Genomic DNA, 20,581 nt, shown 5'->3' with positions numbered 1-20,581 from the left:
AGACTGGATGATCGTGGTCACCCGTCTCTCGAAGTTCTTCGTCCGCACACTGAGGGAAGACCCCGCCGAGGCGGAGGTCGCCAGTCACAAGCTGCTCGTGCGCGCCGGTTACATCCGGCGGCAGGCGGCCGGCGTGTTCGCGTGGCTGCCGCTCGGCCTGCGCGTGAAGGCGAAGATCGAACGGATCGTCCGCGAGGAGATGGAAGCCGCCGGTGCCCAAGAGGTGCACTTTCCGGCGCTCATGCCCCGCGACCCGTACGAGGCCACCGGCCGGTGGAACGAGTACGGCGACCTGCTGTTCCGCCTGCACGACCGCAAGGGCGGCGACTATCTGCTCGCGCCCACGCACGAAGAGGCTTTCACGCTGCTGGTGAAGGACCTGTACTCGTCGTACAAGGACCTGCCGCTGACGATCTACCAGATCCAGGACAAGTACCGTGACGAGGCCCGTCCGCGTGCGGGCCTGCTGCGCGGCCGCGAGTTCACGATGAAAGACGCGTACTCGTTCGACTACACCGACGAGGGGCTCGACTCCTCGTACTTCGCGCAGCGCGATGCGTACGAGCGCATCTTCCAGCGCCTCGGCCTGGAGTACGTGATCGTGAAGGCGGATGCCGGGGCCATGGGCGGCTCGCGCAGCGAGGAGTTCCTGCACCCCACGGCGGTCGGCGAAGACACCTTCGTGCGCTCGGACGGCGGCTACGCCGCCAACGTCGAGGCGTTCACGACCGTCGTGCCCGACGCCGTGCCGTTCGACGACGCACCGGCGGCCGAGATCTTCGACTCGCCGAACACGCCCACCATCGACACGCTCGTCGCGCACAGCAACGCGGTGCTCGACGGCGACTACACCGCCGCCGACACGCTGAAGAACGTCGTGCTCGCGCTCACCCACCTGGACGGGACCCGCGAGCTCGTGGTCGTGGGCATCCCCGGCGACCGCGACGTCGACGACAAGCGCGCCGAGGTGGCGTTCGCGCCGGCGGAGGTCGAGGCGGCCACGCCCGAGGACTTCGCGAAGCACCCCGGCCTGGTCAAGGGCTACATCGGACCCTGGTCCCCGACCGGGCCCGTCCTCGGCGAGGAGTCGGCCACCGGCATCCGGTACCTGCTCGATCCTCGCGTCGTCGACGGCACGCGCTGGATCACGGGTGCCAACATCGACCAGAAGCACGTGCACTCGCTCGTGGCGGGCCGCGATTTCGTCGGCGACGGATTCGTCGAGGTCGCCAGCGTGCGCGGCGGCGACCCGGCCCCCGACGGCTCCGGTCCCGTGCATCTGGCGCGCGGCATGGAGATCGGCCACGTCTTCCAGCTCGGGCGCAAGTACGCCGAGGCGCTGGGACTGAAGGTGCTCGATGAGAACGGCAAGCAGGTCACCGTCACGATGGGCTCGTACGGCATCGGCGTGACCCGCATCCTCGCGATCATCGCCGAGCTGAACAACGACGACCGCGGGCTCATCTGGCCCGCGTCGGTCGCGCCGTTCGACGTGCATGTGGTGGCCACCGGCAAAGACAGCGCGGCGTTCGATCTGGCCGAGAAGCTCTCGGCCGAGCTCGAGGGTGCCGGGTTCGACGTGCTGTACGACGATCGTCCGAAGACCTCGCCCGGGGTGAAGTTCGGTGACGCCGAGCTCATCGGCGTGCCGCGCGTGCTCGTGGCAGGTCGCGGCGCGGCGGCAGGCGAAGTCGAGCTGTGGAACCGGCGCACCGGCGAACGTGAGACGCTGCCGGCCGCCGACGCAGTCGCGCGGCTCGTCGAGGAGCGCTGACGCCTTCGGCGCATGCGAAGGTGGAGGCATGGCTGATTCTTCCCCGAACATGCTGCCGAGCGAGGTCACCGAAGCACTGAGGCGGGCGCTGGATGCCGCGGGCATCGATGAGCACGAAGACCTGGTCGCCCGGATCCTGGCCACCGGTGTCGGTCTCGGCATGGACGACACCGATCGGCTCGATCTGAAGATCACCTCGGCGGCACTCACCGAGATGCGCTCGGCGTTCTCGCTGTTCGCGCCCTACCGGGCAGTCTCCAAGGTGACGGTGTTCGGCTCGGCCCGCACCAAGCCCGACGATCCGCTGTACCGGCAGGCGCGCCGGGCCGCGCACATCCTCTCCGAGCACGGATGGATGGTCGTCACCGGAGCCGGTCCGGGCATCATGCAGGCGGGGGCCGAGGGCGCCGGAACCGACCGATCGATCGGCGTGTCGATCCGGCTGCCGTTCGAGGAGAAGCCCAACGCGCTGCTGGCCGACAGCGAGAACGTCGTCTCGATGAAGTACTTCTTCACGCGCAAGCTCATGCTCATGAAGGAGTCGCACGGTTTCATCTGCCTGCCCGGCGGCTTCGGCACGATGGACGAGATGTTCGAGCTGCTCACGCTCCAGCAGACCGGCAAGGCCGAGCCGATGCCGATGGTGCTGCTCGACGAGCCGGGCGGCACGTTCTGGGGCGGGCTGCGCCGGTTCGTCGACCAGCACCTCGTGCCGGCCGGCGTCATCAACGCCGACGACTTCGACCGCGTGCTGGTGACCGACTCCGTGCCTGCGGCCATCGCCCATATCCTCGGCTTCTGGCGCAACTACGACTCGTTGCGGTGGGTGCGCGAGCGCCTCGTGCTGCGCATCCGCACGGCGCCGACCGACGCGCAGCTGGCCGAGCTCAACGAGCGCTTCGCACCCCTGCTCACGCAGGGTGAGATCGAGCGCACCGGGCCCCTGCGCGACGAGCAGCACGACGGCGATCGGCTCGAGTTGCCGCGTCTCGTGATGCACTACAACGCGTTCGAGGTCGGCGATCTTTACCGGCTCATCGGGGCGGTGAACGACTGGGTCGAGGACGGCGACGACGTCGACGACTGAGGACGGCCCCGTCGGCGGTGCCTCGGCCGGGCCGACCTATCATGGCACGATGACGGATCGCGGTACTCGGCGGTGGAGCGCCCTGCCCGGCCTCGTCTCACAGGCGCCGCCGCGCGCCTTGATCGTCGTCGGCGCGGTGGTGACGATCCTCGGCGTGCTGATCATCACCCGGCCGCTCACCTCGCTCGTCCTGCTCGGCGTGTACGTCGGCGCCAGCGCGGTCATCTCCGGGGTGGTCGAGCTCGTCTCCCGGCACCGGTCACCGGCGTGGTGGACGCGCATCTTCGCGATCGTGTGGATCGTCGCGGGGATCCTCGTGCTCGTCTGGCTCGGTTCGAGCCTGAACGTGCTGCCGACGGTGCTGGCGATCCTGCTGCTGGTCAGCGGCGTCGCCGCAGTGGGCGACGCCCTGATCCCGACCACTTCGGGGGAGCCGCTGCGGGCCAGCCAGCGCGTGCTCTCGGCGGTGTGGGGCGGCGCGCAGGTGGTGTTCGGCATCCTGTCGTTGACCTGGCCGGATGTCACGGTCCTGGTGGTCGCGGTGGTGTTCGGCGTGCGCACCCTGGTGTTCGGGGCGACCCTGCTCGTGCGCGGCATCGTGCTGCTGCGCAGCCGGCCCGACCGCGGCGGACGGCCGCTGCCGGCCCGGCGTCCGCATCCGCGCGCGGTCGATGCCGGTCGCTACGCGCTGTCACTGCTGCTCGTGCTGACAACGGCGGGTGGCTGGTTCCTCAACGGCTGGCTCGAGGACGGCGCACCCGTGGTCGACGCGTTCTACGACCCGCCTGCCACGCTGCCGTCGGGACATGGCGAGCTGATCCGCACGTCGGCGTACGGAGGCACTATCCCGCCCGGGGCGACGGTGACGCGCATCCTCTACTCGACCACCGACGCACATGGGCAGCCGCTCGCCGCCAGCGCACTGGTCATCGTCCCCGAGGAGGAGATCCAGCTCACGCCGCACCCGGTCGTCCTCTGGAATCACGGCACCACCGGCGTCGCGCGCGGCTGCGCGCCGAGCCTCACCGACAGTGCCGCCACCAAATGGGCGATCCCGGGGCTGGACACCGCTATCGCGCACGGCTGGATGGTCGTCGCGCCCGACTACGCCGGGCAGGGCACGCCGGGTGTCTTCCCCTACCTCATCGGCCAGGGTGAGGCGCGATCGGCGCTCGATGCGGTCGTGGCCGCCGAGAAGCTGCCGCATGTCTGGGCCTCCGATGACGTCGTCGTCTGGGGCCATTCCCAGGGCGGTCACGCCGCACTGTGGGCGAGCCGCGTCGCGAAGAAGTACACCCCTGACCTCAACGTGCTCGGGACGGCGGCACTCGCGCCGGCGGGCGACCCGCTCGCTCTGGCCCGCGACCTGACCGCCGGGTTCGCGAGCCCCGAGCTGACCGTGCTCACCGCCTGGGTGCTGGTTCCGTACTCCGAGACGTACCCCGATGTGCGCTTGGCCGACTACGTCTCACCGGGCACGCGCGCCATCGTCCGCGAGCTCGCGCAGCGGTGTCCCAGCGAACCGGCGCTGATGGTGTCGGTGCTGGCGGCCCTGGGCATCTCCGAGCATCAGACGTTGTACATCGGAGATCTGACCGCCGGCAACCTCGGCCGGCGCCTGGGGCAGAACACCGCCATGGGCACCTGGACGACGCCGCTGCTGATCCAGTGGGGGGCCGACGACGAGGTCATCCCGACCAGTCAGCAGGTGGCGTATGTGAAGCGCCTGTGCGAGGCGGGCAACGACGTCGATTGGGTGGAGTATCCGGTCACTCACCACCAGGACATCCTCCAGCCCTCCTCGCAGGCGCTGTCGAAGCTGCTGGACTGGACCGGCGGACTGTTCGCGCACCGGGGCGCTCCCGCGTCGCGCTGCGGCTGACGGGCATCCTCACAGATTGGGCGGACGCGGCATCCGGTAACGTTGTAGGGATGCCGGCGCGTGTGCGCGCCTGCGAAAGCTGAAGAGGGAGGCCGCGATGGATATCGACCTGGGACTGCTGCGAACGGTCGAGCGGGAGAAGGAGATCCCCTTCGATGAGCTCGTGCACATCATCGAACAGGCGATCCTGACCGCCTATGCCAAGCACACGTCCGCCACCGGCACGCTGCCGGACGGCGCGCGGGCGCAGCTTGACCGCAAGACCGGTCACGTGGCGGTGTTCATGCCTTTGCTCAATGACGAGGGCGCCGTCATCGGCGAGGAAGAGAGCACCCCCGAAGACTTCGGACGCATCGCGGCGTTCGCCGCCAAGCAGGTGATCAGCCAGCGGCTGCGCGACATCGCCGACGACGCGGTGCTCGGTGAGTTCCGTGGCAAGGAGGGCGACATCGTCGCGGGCGTCGTCCAGCAGGGGCCGAACCCCCGTATGGTGCACGTCGACCTCGGTACCGTCGAGGCGATCCTGCCGCCCGAAGAGCAGGTGCCGGGCGAGGACTACGCGCACGGTGCGCGCCTGCGCGTGTACGTGACGAGCGTGTCGAAGGGCACCAAGGGTCCGTCGATCACGGTCTCGCGCACGCACCCGGGCCTTGTCCGCAAGCTGTTCGCGCTCGAGGTCCCCGAGATCGCCAGTGGTGTCGTCGAGATCATCTCGCTCGCCCGTGAGGCCGGGCACCGCACGAAGATCGCGGTGAAGGCCAATGAACCGGCGGTGAATGCGAAGGGCGCCTGCATCGGCGAACTGGGACGCCGGGTGCGCGCGGTCACCGACGAACTGGGCGGGGAGAAGATCGACATCGTCGACTACGACCCCGAGCTGGCGAAGTTCGTCGCGAACGCGCTGTCGCCGGCGAAGGTGACGTCGAGTTTCATCCTGGATGCCACGACCAAGGCCGTCCGCGCCCTCGTGCCCGACTACCAGCTGTCGCTGGCGATCGGCAAGGAGGGGCAGAATGCCCGGCTGGCAGCGAAACTGACCGGTGCGAAGATCGACATCCAGCCGGACTCGATTCTCGAAGGCGCGTGACAGGGTAAGATGGACCCCGTACGAACGTGCGTCGGGTGCCGACGGCGTTCCTCCCGGTCCGCCCTCCTTCGAGTGGTGGCCATCGATTCCCGCCTCGTCCTCGACGAACGCGCGTCGATGCCCGGGCGGGGCGCCTGGGTTCACGACACGGGTGAATGCCTACGGGCCGCACTGCGGCGACGGGCGTTCGTACGCGCATTGCGTGTGTCAGGTGCGCTTGACACGCAGACCATTGAAGAGCATCTGCAGCGAAAAGGCTGAACGGCTATGGAAACAAAGTGAACGGCTCGAAATGAGACCCGTCCGCGACTAACGGTCTGCCCTGTCCGGGGGAGACCTCAGACAGGAGAATTGTGGCAAAACCACGCGTGCACGAGATAGCTTCCGAGCTCGGCGTCGACAGCAAGGTCGCCCTCGCGAAGCTCAAGGAGCTCGGCGAGTTCGTCAAGAGCCCGTCGTCGACCATCGAGCCCCCGGTGGCCCGTAAGCTCCGCAACGCCCTCGCGGCCGAGGGCGTGAAGACGTCCGGTGACGGCGCCGCCGACGGCGGCAAGCCGCGGGCGGCCGGCGGTCCCGGCCCGGCAGCGCCCGCGGCGCCCAAGCCGCAGGCCGCCAAGCCCGCAGCGAAGACCCCGGCGCCGGCAGCGCCCGCGGCGCAGCCCGCTGCGGCCGAGGCCCCGAAGCCCGCAGAGGCCGCGCCTTCGGCGCAGGCAGCCCCCGCGGCCCCGGCTCCGGCCGACGAGAAGTCCTCCGCGCCCAAGCCCGGCGCGCCCACCCCGGGCCCGCGTCAGGGCGGCCCCCGCCCCGGCAACAACCCGTTCTCGTCCTCCCAGGGCATGGGCCAGCGTCCGGCGGGTCCGCGTCCGGGCAACAACCCGTTCGCCCCTTCGCAAGGCATGGGGCAGCGCCCCAACCCCGGCAACATCCCGCGCCCGCAGGCGCCGCGGCCACAGCCGCCGCGTCCGGGTTCGCCCCGTCCGGGTGCTCCGCGTCCCGGTCGTCCGGGCGGTGGCGGCGGTCGTCCGGGTCGTCCCGGTGGCGGCGGCGCGCCGTTCCAGCAGCGTCCGGGTCGTCCCGGCGCGGGCGCAGGAACCGGCGGCGGCTTCCCGAGTCGTCCGGGCGGCGGGTTCGCCGGCCGTCCCGGTGGTGGCGGCCGCGGCCGTGGCGGCGGTACAGCCGGTGCGTTCGGCAAGGGCGGCGGCAAGTCGAAGCAGCGCAAGTCGAGGCGCGCGAAGCGGCAAGAGTTCGAGATGCGGTCGGCGCCGGTCGTCGGCGGCGTCAACGTCCAGAAGGGCAATGGCGAGATCATCCGGCTGCGTCGCGGCGCGTCGATCTCGGACTTCGCCGACAAGCTCGAGGCACTGCGCGGGTACACCGTGCAGCCGGGCACGCTGGTGACGATCCTCTTCAACCTCGGTGAGATGGCGACCGCGACCGAGTCGCTTGACGAAGCGACGTTCGAGGTGCTCGGCGAAGAGCTCGGCTACAAGATCCAGATGGTCTCGCCCGAGGACGAAGACAAAGAGCTCCTCGAGGGCTTCGGTCTCGACCTCGAGCAGGAACTGGCCGACGAAGACGACTCCGATCTGGAGATCCGTCCGCCGGTGGTCACCGTCATGGGCCACGTCGACCACGGCAAGACCCGTCTGCTGGATGCCATCCGACAGACGAACGTCGTGGCCGGCGAGGCCGGTGGGATCACCCAGCACATCGGTGCGTACCAGATCTGGACCGAGCACGACCAGATCGAGCGCGCGATCACCTTCATCGACACCCCGGGTCACGAGGCGTTCACCGCCATGCGCGCCCGCGGTGCGCAGGTGACCGACATCGCGATCCTCGTGGTCGCGGCCGACGACGGCATCATGCCGCAGACGGTCGAGGCGCTCAACCACGCCCAGGCGGCGAACGTGCCGATCGTGGTCGCGGTCAACAAGATCGACAAGCCCGACGCGAACCCGGCCAAGGTGCGCCAGCAGCTCACCGAGTACGGTCTGGTTGCAGAGGAGTACGGCGGGGACGTCATGTTCGTCGACGTCTCGGCGCGCGAGAACATCGGCATCCAGGAACTGCTCGACGCCGTGCTGCTGACGGCCGACGCGGGCCTGGACCTGCGGGCCAACCCGAACAAGGCGGCTCGTGGTGTCGCGATCGAAGCGAAGCTCGACAAGGGCCGCGGTTCGGTGGCCACCGTGCTGATCCAGTCCGGCACACTGCGCGTCGGTGACGCCATCGTCGCCGGCACCGCCTTCGGGCGCGTGCGGGCGATGCTCGATGAGAACGGCGACGCTGTCGAAGAGGCCGCTCCCTCCCGTCCCGTGCAGGTACAGGGTCTGAACTCGGTGCCGCGCGCCGGCGACACGTTCATCGTGACCGAGGAAGACCGCACGGCGCGTCAGATCGCTGAGAAGCGCGAAGCCGCCGAGCGCAACGCCCAGCTGGCCAAGGCCCGCAAGCGCATCTCGCTCGAGGACTTCACGAAGGCGCTCGAGGAGGGCAAGGTCGAGTCGCTCAACCTCATCATCAAGGGCGACGTGTCCGGTGCCGTCGAGGCGCTGGAGGAGTCGCTCATGAAGATCGAGGTCGACGACTCGGTCCAGCTGCGCATCCTGCACCGCGGTGTGGGCGCCGTCACCGAGTCGGACGTCGACCTGGCCACGATTGACAACGCGATCATCGTCGGGTTCAACGTGCGGCCGGACCAGAAGGCACGCGAGCGCGCACAGCGCGAAGGTGTCGACATCCGGTTCTACTCGGTGATCTACTCCGCGCTGGAAGACATCGAGAACTCGCTGAAGGGCATGCTCAAGCCCGAGTACGAAGAGGTCCAGTCCGGTGTCGCCGAGATCCGCGAGGTGTTCCGCTCCTCGAAGTTCGGCAACATCGCCGGTGTGATCGTCCGTTCGGGCACGATCACCCGCAACGCGAAGGCCCGCGTCATCCGCGACGGCGTCGTCGTCGCGGACGGTCTGGCCATCGAGTCGCTGCGTCGCTTCAAGGACGACGTCACCGAGGTGCGCACGGACTACGAGGCCGGTATCGGCCTCGGCAAGTTCAACGACATCCAGGTCGGCGACGAGATCGAGACCACCGAGATGGTGGAGAAGCCCCGCGCCTAGCGCGACGTGGGGGACGCCTGCGGGCGTCCCCCACGCACAGGAGGAATCATGACTTCGGAACGACAGGCACGCCTGGCCGACCGCATCCGCGTTCTCATCGCCCAGCGTCTGGAGAAGGGGCTGCGGGACCCGCGCCTCGGCTTCGTGACGATCACCGACGTCAAGGTGACCGGCGATCTGCAGCACGCCTCGGTGTTCTACACCGTGCTCGGCGACGAGAAGGAGCGCACGGACACGGCGGACGCCTTGAAGGCGGCGACCGGGATGCTGCGCAGCGAGGTCGGGCGGCAGCTGCAGATCCGTCTCACGCCGACTCTCGAGTTCATTCCCGACGCGATCCCCGAGAACGCCGGCCACATCGAAGATCTGCTGCGCGAGGCGCATGAGCGCGACCAGCACGTGGCCGGGCTCGCCGCCGGCGCCGCGTACGCCGGCGAAGCCGATCCGTACGTGAAGCCGCGCGAGCTCGACGAAACCGACTGACCCCGGCACCCGGGGCCGGAATCCCGAAGATTACAACTCGCTCATCTTCGGGCGTGTCCGGACGCCACGGCGATTCGGTATGGCGGCGCGCCGTCGTCGACCGATAGCGTGATGCGCGTCCGTGTCCGGAAGTCCCCCGTTCGGGTGGGCGTCGCCGGCGGTGAACCACACCGTCGCGCGACCGGGCTGTTGGCACGAAGGAGTGTCGTTACATGACCAGTACGTTCCGATCCAGAGGGCGGTCGCTGGCCGCCCTCTCTGCTGCCGCCGTCGCGTGCGCGATGATGTGGCCCGCGGGCGCCAGTGCGGCCACCGCGTCGGATGACCAGAACCCAGACGCCGTCCCCACGGCATCCCACGGGGTCCTCTCCGCGTCGAAGCTCGCCGGGGGCCTGGACCGCATGACCGGACGCCAGTCGGTGTTCGTGCAGCTGAGCGGTCAGGGCGCGGCCGCGGCCGCCGATGACGCCAAGAGCGCCGGCAAGAGCGCGAGCGCGCAGAAGGCCGACGCGAAGGCTGCCAAGGCGGAGGCCCGGAAGAAGTCCGACGCCGTCGTCAAGGACGCCCGGGCGAAAGACCGCAAAGCGAAGGAGCTCTGGCAGGTCGGCAACGCGCTTCCCGGCGTGGCGATCACCGCAGACGTCAGCGCGATCAAGGAGATCGCCGACCGCGCCGATGTGGTCAAAGTCACCCCGCTCGTGCCCAAGCACGCCCTCAACGCGAACGCCACCGATCTGACGAACACGATCGCGACGTGGCAGAAGACCGGGAACACCGGCGAGGGCGTCACGGTGGCGATCATCGACACCGGTCTGGACTACACGCACGCCGACTTCGGTGGCGAGGGCACCACGGCGGCGTGGGATGCCGCACACGCCGACAATGCGAACGCCGACTGGTATGACACCCTGACGGCGGCCGCGAAGGTCAAGGTCGGCGGCGGATACGACTTCTCGGGCGACGACTACAACGCCGACCCCGACGCCGAGGACTACCAGCCGGTCGCCCACCCCGACCCCGACCCGATCGGCTGCGCCGCCCACGGCACGCACGTCGCGGGCATCACGGCCGGGTACGGCGAGAACGCCGACGGGTCCACGTACACCGGCGACTACGACTCTCTGAGCGCCGACGACGTCGCGAAGATGAAGGTCCTGCCGGGCACGGCGCCGGAGGCGACCGTCTACCCGCTCAAGGTGTTCGGCTGCACCGGCTCGACGGATGTCGTCATCCCCGCGCTCGACCGCGCACTGGATCTGAAGGGTGACGGGTCGATGGTCAAGGCCGACATCGTCAACCTCTCGCTCGGTGCCGACTACGCCACGGTCGACGATCCCGAGAACGACGTCGTCGACGCCCTCGCCGCGCAGGGTGTGCTGCCCGTCATCGCGATGGGCAACAACGGCGACCTCACCGACACCGGTGGTGCGCCCGGCAACGCGGTCGGCGCTCTCGCGGTGGCGAGCACCGTCGACGCCTACCAGCAGATGGACGGGCTGCGCGTGGATGCCCCGGCCGATGTGGCCGGCATCGTCACCGGTCAGAACTCGATCGCCTACGACTGGAGCAGCGCGCCGGTCAGCGGCGACGTCGTCGCGCTTTCGAGCGCCGACGCCGACGGGTGCGAACCGCTGTCGGACGCGGACGCAGCGACCGTCAACGGCAAGGTCGCGTGGCTGACGTGGGACTCGAACGACGCCGCCCGTCGATGCGGCTCGGCCGCACGCGCGGTGAACGTGAAGAACGCGGGTGCCATCGGTGCGGTGTTCACGGGTGATGTGAACCCGTTCACCGCCGGCATCACCGGCGACGCCGGCATCCCGGTCTTCCAGCTCACCAAGGGCTCGACCGAGAAACTGGCGGCGGCGCTGGAAAGCGGGCAGCTGCGGGTCACCTTCGACGGCAGCCTCGCGCTGACTCAGGCCGATGTCGACCCATCGATCAACGATCTGATCAGCTCGTTCTCGTCGCGCGGCACGCACGGCAGCCTGGGCGTCGTCAAGCCCGATGTCGCCGCCCCCGGCGACACGATCATGTCTGCGGGCATCGGCACCGGTGACGGCGCCATCAACATGTCGGGCACGTCGATGGCAACGCCTCACACGGCCGGCATCGCGGCGCTGGTGAAGAAGGCGCACCCGCGGTGGACGGTCGAGCAGCTCAAGGCCGACATCATGAACACCGCCGGGCACGATGTCTACACCGAGCCCGGTCAGACCGGTGACGTGTACGGGCCTGCGCGGGTCGGTGCCGGTCGCATCGACGCCCGGGCGGCCGTCGACAACACGCTGCTCGTGTACTCGAAGGACACGAAGGGCGGCGTCTCGGCCTCGTTCGGTGTCGTCGAGGCACCCGCGACGCGGTCGACGGTGCGCAAGACGATCACGGTCACGGTGCAGAACACCGGACGTCGCAGTGTCAGCGCCGACCTCTCGTACGCGGCCGCCGTGTCGCAGCCGGGCGTCAGCTACACCGTGTCGCCCCACCGCGTGACGGTGCGGGCCGGTCACAGCGAGCGGGTACGCGTCACCATGACGGTCCGTACCGCCCAGCTGCGCAACACGATCGATCCCACGATGGCCGTCGACCAGTCCGGTGTGGCCCGGCAGTTCGTCGCCGACGCGTCCGGTCGCCTCATGGTCGACGTGCGCGGCTCGTCGGCGAACGCGTTGCGCCTGCCGGTCTACGGCGCCGCCAAGCCGGTGTCTCAGACGAAGGCCGTCGACAACAACCGAGGCGACACGCGAGCGCTGCAGATCCGCGGCGAGGGCGTGAGCCAGGGTGACGGTGCGACAGCCTACGACTCGCTCGTCTCGGTGGCCACGCTCGGCGCCACGAGCTCCCGCCTGCCGGTGTGCCGCGGCACACAGACCGAGAACTGCACGGTGAACGAGACCGCGCGGGCCGGTGACCTGCAGTACGTGGGCGCCGGATCGTCGGCCTCGGGTGACGGCTACGCCGACGGATGGCTGTGGTTCACGATCTCCACCTACGCGGACTGGGCGACCGTCGGCAACTCGACGATCCCGTACGTCGACATCGACACCACGGGCGACGGCAAGCCGGACTACGAGGTGTACGTGCAGAACCTCGACGCCACGGACGTTCTTCTGGCCAACCTCGTGGACCTGAACACAGGAAAGGTCATCGACCTCGAGCCGGTGAACTTCCAGTTCGGCGACGTCAACACCAACGTGTTCGACACGAACGTGCTGTCGATCCCGGTCTGGCCGGCCAAGATCGGTGTGACCGACGATGCGACCGCGTTCCCGATCACGTACACGGTGGGAACGAACAGCTACTACACGGGCAACGCGAACGGCGACATCGACGATGTCGGTCCGATCTCGTACGACGTCGTGAACCCGGCCATCGCCGTGGACGCGCCGTTGTACCTCGATGAGGGCGGCACCACGATCCCGTACACGCTGGCCGGCGCCTCGTCCGGGTCGACGGCGAAGAACAGCAAGGGCAAGGGACACGGGCACGGGAATGGACACGGGCACGGTGACAAGACCACGGCGCAGGCCCTGGTGACCCACCTGCACGGCGCCTCTGGGCACCGCGCCGAGGTGGTCAAGCTCAAGGGCTGATCCCCAGGAAGACGAGGAGGGCGGTCCGGCGCGTGCGCCGGGCCGCCCTCACCGTGGCAGGCGCAGAACGCCGTGGGATGCCTCGATGAGTCCGTCCGCGATGAGCGAGTCGATGGCGCGATCTCGTTGCAGCGGATCGGGCCAGCCGGTGAGCACGTCGTGGATCGGCACCGCGGTGCCCGCGGCATCCCGCAGCGCCTTCAGCACGGCGCCGCGTGCCTGCCGGTCGCTGCCCTCGTAGCGCGCCTGTTTGCGGCGCGCGTCGCCGGTGTCGGGGTATCCGGCTGCGCGCCACGCGCACACATGCGCGATGGGGCACACCTCGCATCGCGGCGTGCGCGCGGTGCACACGACGGCGCCGAGCTCCATCGTCGCCGCGTTCATGATCGCGGCCTCATCGTCATCGGCCGGCAGCACTCCGGCGAACCGGTCGAGGTCGCGCCGCGAGGGTGCGCCCGGCTGTGACCGGGCCTCGATCGCCCGCGCGAGCACCCGCCGCGTGTTCGTGTCGACGACGGGGTGCCGCTGTCCATAGGCGAACACCGCGACCGCCCGTGCGGTGTAGTCGCCGATGCCCGCGAGGGCGAGCAGGGCGTCGACATCGGCCGGCACTATGCCGTCGTGACGGTCCCGGATCTGCACGGCCGCACGGTGCAGCCACAGCGCCCGTCGCGGATAGCCGAGGTTGGCCCACCGGTGCACCGCCTCGGCAGGAGGCTCGGCAGCGAGGGCGGACGGGGTGGGCCACCGGGCGAGCCAGGCGTCCAGGTGCGGGATGACGCGGGTCGTCGGCGTCTGCTGCAGCATGAACTCGCTCACCAGCACGCCCCACCCGCCGTACTGCTCGTGGAACGCGTCGCGGCGCCAGGGGAGATCGCGGGCGTTCGCGCGGTACCAGGCGACCAGCGGCGTGGCGAGGTCGGGGGAGCGGTGGGGCACTCCGCGAGGATACCCGCCGAGCGAATAGGCTGAGGGCATGCGGTTGCCGATCACCCCTGCGAACACGCTGCTGCGCGGTCTGCGCGACCAGTTGCGTCAGCATCACGCGGGCGGGCGGCTGATCGTGGCCGTGGACGCCCTGCCGTCCACACCGACGGTGGGGTTCGCCGATGCCTTCGCCGCGGTGATCGCCGAGGACGGCTCGGACGTCTTCCGCGCCTCGGCCGACGGCTTCCTCATTCCGCGCGGGCGGCGTCGCACCATCGAGCGCGAACCCGCCTGGGTCGACGAAGAGACGTTCCGTCGAGTGCTCGTCGACCCGTTCCGCAATGGCGCGCACACCTCGGCGGCGACGGGCTTCCAGCTGCAGGCATGGGACGAGCAGCGTGATCAGTCCACCGAGGCGCGGTGGGTGACCGCCGGCGACGATGCCGTCCTGCTCGTCGACGGGCCGTTCCTGAACACGCCGTCGCTGCGCGGCATCTGGCACTTCTCCGTCTGGCTCGAGATCGCCGACCGGGTGCTGGCGATGCGTCCGGGGCGCTCGATGGACGCGCCCCACACGCGTGTCGAGCTCTCCTACCTGCGTGAAGAGCCGGTGCAGCGGGCCTCGGCGCTCGTGGACATCACGGACCCCCAGCATCCCGTGCAGGTCTTCCGGGATTCGTGCTGATGGGCGGTCCGAACGGCATCCTGCTCGTCGACAAGCCGGGCGGGATCACGAGCCACGACGTCGTCGCCCGCGCCCGGCGGGCTCTGGACACGCGCAAGATCGGCCACGCCGGCACGCTCGACCCGATGGCCACCGGGCTGCTGATCCTCGGCGTCGGGCCCGCTACGCGCTTGCTCACCTATATCGTGGGCCTCGACAAGGACTACAGCGCCACGATCCGGCTCGGCGTCTCGACCGACTCCGACGATGCCGACGGCGAGGTGACCGGCCGCGCGGAGGCATCCGCCGTCGCCGCCCTCTCGCGCGAGCAGCTCGATGCGGCGATGGCGCAGCTGACCGGACGCATCTCGCAGGTGCCCAGTCGCGTCTCGGCGATCAAGGTGAACGGCCGTCGCGCCTACGATCTCGTCCGCGAGGGAGTCGAGGTCGACCTCGCCGCCCGCGAGGTCACCGTTTCGTCCTTCCTGCTGCGTGCCGCCCGCCCGGCTGACGAGGGATGCCTCGACCTCGACGTCGCCGTCGCGTGCTCGAGCGGCACCTATGTCCGCGCTATCGCCCGCGACCTCGGCGCGGCGCTCGGGGTGGGCGCGCATCTCACGTCGCTGCGGCGTACGCGTATCGGCGAGTTCGCCGTGGAGGATGCCGTCGCCGTCGACGCGATCGGCGCCGAAGGGCTGATGGCGCCCGCACAGGCCGCGCTCCGGGTGCTTCCTGAAGCGCTCGCCGATCCCGATCAGGCCCGCGCGCTGCGCCAGGGCAAGCGGGTGGCAGACCTCGGCGGTGCCTTCAGCGGCCCCCGTGCCGCCGCCATCGCGCCCGACGGCGCTCTCATCGGCGTCATCGAGCGTCGTGGTGCCGAGGTCAAGAGCATCATGAACATGCCCGAGGAGCCGCATCCATGATCCTGTGGTTCACCATCGTCACCCTCGTCGTCGCGGTCGGCGCCGGCGTGGTCGGTGTCGTGCTGGGACTGTCCGGACGCCGCCCGGGTGACGTCACGGTCGGTGCGCTGGCACTGCTCGAGCTGCTGCTGGTCGCCCAGATCGTCATGGCGATCGCAGCGCCCTTGGCGGGCAATCCGCCGACCGGCAGCCTGCTCGAGTTCTGGGTGTACCTCGTCTCGGCGGCGCTGCTGCCGCCGGCCGGTGTGCTCTGGGCGCTGCTCGAGCGCAGCCGCTGGAGCACGGTGATCATGGGCATCGCGGGCCTGGCCGTCGCCGTGATGGTCTGGCGCATGCACGTGATCTGGACCGTGCAGGGAGCGTGAGGCTCAGCGCTTGGCGAGGTAGGCCGAGTGCACCCAGCCCGTCTTGCCCTTGTAGGCGACCTTGCGCCAGACGCCCTGTGTCGCCTTCACCGCACCCACGTTCGCTCCGCGGGGGATGACGAGGACGCGCGTGCCGCTCATCGATGCGGCCTTACGCAGGTTGAGGGCGGCAGTCGTCTTGTAGGTCGTCGCCTTCTTCACGGGCGTCGCCGGGGTGGTCGCCGGCTTTGCCGCCGGCTTCGCCGTGCTCGACGCCGTGGTCAGATAGGCCGACGAGACCCAGCCGGTCTTCTTCTTGTAGGTGATCTTGCGCCAGGTGCCCTTGTTCGCCTTCACCGCGCCGACGCTCGCGCCACGGGGGATGACGAGGACGACCTTGCCGCTGAGCGAGGCCGACGCGCGCAGATTGAGCGCGGCGGTGGTCTTGTAGCTCGTCGCGGGTTTCGCCGTGCCGCCGGCCGACCCCGCGGGCTCGGGGGTGGGCTTCGGGACGACCGGCTTGTTCGGCGACAGGTACGACGATGAGATCCAGCCGCTGGTCGAGCCGGCCTTGACCGGCAGGAATCCTGCGGTCGACTGGCCCGGAACGTGGACGACGGATGTGCCGATGGGCAGGGTGCGGATCGACGAGTACGCCGTGGAGGGGCCGGTGCGGAAGTTCACGGCCGTCGTCGTGTAGTAGGTGCACGTCGCCGGCGGCTTCGAGGCGTAGATGGCCGTCGCGCCGCCGTAGAGGTCGACGCCGTGCGCCTTCATGAACGGCACCGGATCGAGTGAGACCGCCGAGCCCGGCTCGCCCTTCCAGATCTCCAGATGCAGGTGGCTGCCGGTCACTCCGCCGCTGGCACCGACCTCGCTGATGCGCTGGCCCGCCGAGACGAGCTGGCCTACCTTCACGCGTGTCGTCGACTTCCAGATGTGGTAGTAGATCGAGGTGTACGTGACGGTGCCGATGCGGTGGCGCAGCTTCACATACCCGGCCCGCGACGAGGTGCCGTCGACGGTGGCGACGACCACGCCGGCGGCCACCGCGTAGATCGGACGCCCCTCCGGCGCCGCGAGATCGACGCCCAGGTGAAAGGTCGAGGCTCCTGGCAGAGGCATGCAACGCCCCCCGTAGAACGACGACACGGTGTAGGACTCCGCTTTCAACGGGGTCCGGAAGACGGTGGCCTGCGGCGGCGCCGCCTCCGCCGCGGAGACGGCGTGCGGCGCCGCGGACGCGGCAGTGACGGGACCGGCGAGCGAGATGACGAGGGCGACGGCCGTGGTCACGGCAGCGAGGACGGAACGAGAGGGGAGCATGGGCGACACTTCGATGAGACGGATACGGAGCGACGACGTGTCGCATTGGAATATTGTCATCTTCCGGGGTGTCTGTCTATTGGCGAGATGAATGAGGTGTATGTGGCTCATGTTGTCGAGGCGCACCGAAACGGTCCTGTCGCTTGGTGGACGTAGGATCGAATGGTCATGTCTTCGCCCTCCCGCCCCCGCCGCATGACCGGTATCGGTCGCGTTCTCGTCGTCGTCTATGCGATCCTCGCGCTCGGCGCCACCGGCCGCTCGGTCGTGCAGATCATCGAGCGCTTCCACCACGCGCCGCTCGCCTTCACCCTCTCGGGTCTGTCGGCCCTCGTGTACATCCTCGCGACGCTCGCGCTCATCTTCTCGGCGTCACGCGTGTGGTATCGCATCGCGTGGGTCGCGATCGGCTTCGAACTGGTCGGCGTGCTCTCCATCGGCACCCTGAGCGTGGTGCGCCCCGATCTCTTCCCCGAGGCGACCGTCTGGTCGTTCTACGGGATGGGTTACGTCTTCATCCCGCTCGTGCTGCCGTTCCTGGGACTGTGGTGGCTCTTCGCGCACCGGCCGGTCGCGGCATCCACCGCAGAACCGGCGGTGGCGAGCTGATGCGCATCTTCCGCGATCCGGCCGAGGTGCCGGCGGGCTTCGGCCCGTCGGTGGTGGCGATCGGCAAGTTCGACGGTGTGCACGCCGGGCACCGCGCGATCCTGGAGCGGGCGAAGGTGGATGCCGCGGCCGGCGACGCACAGGTGGTCGCCGTCACCTTCGACCGCAATCCGCTGGCGACGCTGCGCCCGGAGATCTGCCCCGACGACGTCACGGGCCTGCATCAGAAGCTGCAGCTGCTGAATGAGACCGGCATCGATGCCGTGCTGGTGCTGAGGTTCGACGCCGAGATGGCGTCGCAGCCGGCCGAAGAGTTCATCGAGAGCGTGCTCGTGCGGGCGCTGGGCGTGCAGACGGTGATGGTCGGGCGCGACTTCCGCTTCGGCCGCGGCGGCGCCGGCAGTCCGGAGCTGCTCGAGCAACGGGCGGCGCAGCACGGCTATCGCGTCCACATCATCGACGACGTGCGGGCCATCACCTCGGAACGGCGGGTGTCGTCCACCTGGATCCGTGAGGCGCTGAGCGCCGGCGACGTCGAGACGGCCACCCGCCTGCTGGGGCGGTCGCACGCGGTGTGGGGCGAGGTCGTGCACGGACTCAAGCGCGGCCGCGAGCTCGGCTTTCCGACGGCGAATCTGTCTGCGCAGATGGAGGGGTACGTGCCCGCCGACGGCGTGTACGCCGGCTGGCTCGTCGACGAGGCTCCCCGTGACGGTCTGCGCCGCGGCATCCGGTACCCCGCCGCCATCAGCGTCGGCACCAACCCGACCTTCGACGACGTGCCGGTGCGCGTCGTGGAGGCGTATGTGCTCGACGAGACCGACCTCGATCTGTACGGTCACCACGTCGAGATCGAGTTCACCCACCGGGTGCGGGGCATGATCGCCTTCGACGGCATCGAGGCGCTCACGGCGCAGATGGCCGAGGATGTGCGGCGCGTGCGGGAACTGCTCCGCTGAAACCGCGCACAACCACGCGCGATCTGTGTACGGTGATCGTGACCGACGCGCTGCGCTCACCGGGAGGACCCATGACCACGATCACACCCGCCCCGGTGTCGCGCTTGCGCCGCATCGTCGTGGTGGTCGTCATCGTCGCCTTCACGCTGGCGGCCATCGGCGGCATCATCGTGCTGCTCGGCGGCGAGCTCGGCGAGACCGGCTCGCGCATCCTGACCACGACCTCGGTCGTCGGCGCGTTCAGTCTGGCCGTGCTGTGCTGCGCCACCCTGCTCGGGCGGCCGTTGCAGGCATTCGGGGTTCTGGGCGTCGCGGTCTCGGTGATCGCCGGCATCTTCGTCGTGTGGACCGTGTGGTTCCAGGATTCTCTGCCCGATGCCTGGGATACCGTCAGCCGGATCGTCGGGACCGCTTCTGTGCTGGCGGCAGCGTTCGCGCTGGCGAGTCTGCTTCTGCTGCTGGCCGATCGACATCGCGCGGCGGTGCGGATCGGACTCATCCTGACCCTGGTGCTGCTCGCGGTCGCCACGGTGATGTTCGTGTTCGCCTTCTGGAACGGCGACATCTGGAGCTCGGACGTCTTCTCCCGGGCCCTCGGCATCATCTCGATCCTGGTGGCGCTCGGCGCGATCGTCGTTCCGGTGCTGTCGTTGCTGCTGCCCGACGCCCGCCCGGGTTCCCTTTCTCACGCCGCCGCATCCCGGCTCGAGTCCGAAGCGCATCGTCGGGGGATCACCCCCGATGCGCTCGTGGCCGAGCTGCTGGCGGCATCCACCACTCCCTCATCACCGGAGGACCGATGACCACACGCGAACTGAGCCGCCGGACGGCGGTCGACATCCTCGGCGACGCCCCCGACGACGTCACCCTGCGGCGTTTTCTGCACGGCCTGCCGGGCGTGGACGCCGTCGGCCTCGAGCAGCGCGCCGCCGCTCTGAGCACCCGCTCGATCAAGACCACGTCGAAGAAGTGGGCGCTGGACCGCATCGTCGGGCTCATCGACCTGACCACGCTGGAAGGCGCCGACACGCCGGGCAAGGTGCGCTCGCTCGTCGCGAAGGCGCAGCATCCCGACGCCGGCGATCCCTCCTGCCCGTCGGTGGCGGCGGTGTGCGTGTACGGCGACATGGTGCCGCACGCGGTCGCCGCCCTCGGCGACCGGCACGGCGACCCCGACGAGGGCGGTATCAGCGTGGCAGCGGTGGCGACGGCGTTCCCCAGCGGCCGGGCGTCACTGGCGGTCAAGCTCGCCGACACCCGCGACGCCGTCGAAGCCGGGGCCGACGAGATCGACATGGTGATCGACCGGGGTGCATTCCTCGCCGGCGACTACGCCACGGTGTTCGACCAGATAGTGCAGGTCAAGCAGGCATGCCGTCGCGACGACGGCACCTCGGCGGCGTTGAAGGTGATTCTCGAGACCGGTGAGCTCAACACCTACGACAACGTCAAACGGGCGTCGTGGCTGGCCATCCTCGCCGGAGGCGACTTCATCAAGACGTCCACCGGCAAGGTGCAACCCGCGGCGACTCTGCCGGTGACGCTGCTGATGCTCGAGGTGGTGCGCGACTGGCACCGGCTCACCGGTGAGCGCATCGGCGTGAAGCCCGCCGGCGGCATCCGCACGTCGAAGGATGCGGTGAGATACCTCGTCACCGTCGCCGAGACGGTCGGCGAGGAGTGGCTGGCGCCGCACCTGTTCCGGTTCGGCGCATCCAGTCTGCTCAACGACGTGCTGCTGCAGCGCCAGAAGATGACGACCGGCCGGTATTCCGGCCCCGACTACGTGACCGTCGACTGACGG

The 20,581-nt window shown here is 69.6% G+C and carries 17 protein-coding genes; 15 read left to right on the top strand and 2 right to left on the bottom strand.

The genetic code is table 11. The annotated features are described in order from the left end of the window. Positions 1–13 precede the first annotated feature (13 nt). From PU630_RS11035 to PU630_RS11000, 8 genes are all read left to right on the top strand, one after another. A complete protein-coding gene (locus PU630_RS11035) occupies positions 14–1,774 on the top strand; it encodes a proline--tRNA ligase (protein WP_275280084.1) in 1,761 nt (586 codons plus the stop codon). Positions 1,775–1,802: 28 nt separating this feature from the next. Then, complete coding sequence (locus PU630_RS11030; protein ID WP_275277119.1) at positions 1,803–2,861, top strand: LOG family protein; 1,059 nt, start codon at positions 1,803–1,805, stop codon at positions 2,859–2,861. Positions 2,862–2,910: 49 nt separating this feature from the next. Further along, positions 2,911–4,743 carry a lipase family protein gene (locus tag PU630_RS11025; protein ID WP_275277118.1) on the top strand — a complete coding sequence of 611 codons (1,833 nt, stop codon included), beginning with the start codon at positions 2,911–2,913 and terminating at the stop codon, positions 4,741–4,743. Between the two features lie 97 nt (positions 4,744–4,840). Then, a complete protein-coding gene (nusA, locus tag PU630_RS11020; RefSeq protein ID WP_275277117.1) occupies positions 4,841–5,830 on the top strand; it encodes a transcription termination factor NusA in 990 nt (329 codons plus the stop codon). A gap of 9 nt (positions 5,831–5,839) precedes the next feature. Beyond that, positions 5,840–6,091, top strand: a complete 252-nt coding sequence (locus PU630_RS11015; RefSeq protein ID WP_275277116.1) for a YlxR family protein — start codon at positions 5,840–5,842, stop codon at positions 6,089–6,091. A gap of 92 nt (positions 6,092–6,183) precedes the next feature. Beyond that, entirely contained in the window at positions 6,184–8,949 is a 2,766-nt protein-coding gene (infB, locus tag PU630_RS11010) for a translation initiation factor IF-2 (RefSeq protein WP_275277115.1), read from the top strand. A 48-nt stretch (positions 8,950–8,997) separates the two neighbouring features. Further along, positions 8,998–9,432: a 30S ribosome-binding factor RbfA gene (gene rbfA, locus PU630_RS11005; protein ID WP_275277114.1), complete on the top strand. Its 435-nt coding sequence runs from the start codon at positions 8,998–9,000 to the stop codon at positions 9,430–9,432. A 212-nt stretch (positions 9,433–9,644) separates the two neighbouring features. Then, positions 9,645–13,025: a S8 family peptidase gene (locus PU630_RS11000; RefSeq protein WP_275277113.1), complete on the top strand. Its 3,381-nt coding sequence runs from the start codon at positions 9,645–9,647 to the stop codon at positions 13,023–13,025. Between the two features lie 48 nt (positions 13,026–13,073). Here PU630_RS11000 and PU630_RS10995 read toward each other — a convergent pair whose 3' ends face one another. Continuing rightward, complete coding sequence (locus PU630_RS10995) at positions 13,074–14,003, bottom strand: HhH-GPD family protein (RefSeq protein ID WP_428981948.1); 930 nt, start codon at positions 14,001–14,003, stop codon at positions 13,074–13,076. On the opposite strand from PU630_RS10995, the gene PU630_RS10990 reads away from it, so the two are divergent. The 3 genes from PU630_RS10990 to PU630_RS10980 are packed head-to-tail and all read left to right on the top strand — an operon-like array spanning position 14,002 to position 15,904. Continuing rightward, positions 14,002–14,637 (top strand): nucleoside/nucleotide kinase family protein, encoded by a 636-nt coding sequence (locus PU630_RS10990; RefSeq protein ID WP_275277111.1) that lies wholly within the window; start codon positions 14,002–14,004, stop codon positions 14,635–14,637. The genes PU630_RS10995 and PU630_RS10990 overlap by 2 nt on opposite strands. After that, a complete protein-coding gene (truB, locus tag PU630_RS10985) occupies positions 14,637–15,539 on the top strand; it encodes a tRNA pseudouridine(55) synthase TruB (RefSeq protein WP_275277110.1) in 903 nt (300 codons plus the stop codon). Before PU630_RS10990 ends, truB begins: the two co-directional genes overlap by 1 nt. Next, on the top strand, positions 15,536–15,904 hold the full coding sequence (locus tag PU630_RS10980; RefSeq protein WP_275277109.1) for a hypothetical protein: 369 nt from the start codon (positions 15,536–15,538) through the stop codon (positions 15,902–15,904). The genes truB and PU630_RS10980 overlap by 4 nt, the downstream gene beginning before the upstream one ends. A 3-nt stretch (positions 15,905–15,907) precedes the next feature. On the opposite strand, the gene PU630_RS10975 is transcribed toward PU630_RS10980, so the two are convergent. Next, entirely contained in the window at positions 15,908–17,209 is a 1,302-nt protein-coding gene (locus tag PU630_RS10975) for an SH3 domain-containing protein (protein ID WP_275277108.1), read from the bottom strand. A 168-nt stretch (positions 17,210–17,377) separates the two neighbouring features. Between PU630_RS10975 and PU630_RS10970 the strand changes: the two genes are divergently transcribed. From PU630_RS10970 to deoC, 4 genes are all read left to right on the top strand, one after another. Further along, on the top strand, positions 17,378–17,818 hold the full coding sequence (locus tag PU630_RS10970) for a hypothetical protein (protein ID WP_275277107.1): 441 nt from the start codon (positions 17,378–17,380) through the stop codon (positions 17,816–17,818). Then, positions 17,818–18,777: a bifunctional riboflavin kinase/FAD synthetase gene (locus PU630_RS10965; RefSeq protein WP_275277106.1), complete on the top strand. Its 960-nt coding sequence runs from the start codon at positions 17,818–17,820 to the stop codon at positions 18,775–18,777. Before PU630_RS10970 ends, PU630_RS10965 begins: the two co-directional genes overlap by 1 nt. Positions 18,778–18,848: 71 nt before the next feature. Continuing rightward, positions 18,849–19,580 (top strand): hypothetical protein, encoded by a 732-nt coding sequence (locus tag PU630_RS10960; RefSeq protein WP_275277105.1) that lies wholly within the window; start codon positions 18,849–18,851, stop codon positions 19,578–19,580. Beyond that, entirely contained in the window at positions 19,577–20,578 is a 1,002-nt protein-coding gene (gene deoC / locus PU630_RS10955; RefSeq protein ID WP_275277104.1) for a deoxyribose-phosphate aldolase, read from the top strand. The genes PU630_RS10960 and deoC overlap by 4 nt, the downstream gene beginning before the upstream one ends. Positions 20,579–20,581 lie beyond the last annotated feature (3 nt).

The sequence above is a fragment of the Microbacterium horticulturae genome, from assembly GCF_029094505.1.
Lineage (GTDB): Bacteria > Actinomycetota > Actinomycetes > Actinomycetales > Microbacteriaceae > Microbacterium > Microbacterium horticulturae.
Note: the sequence above shows the minus strand (reverse complement) of the source record. Positions and strands in the feature narration are given on the sequence as shown.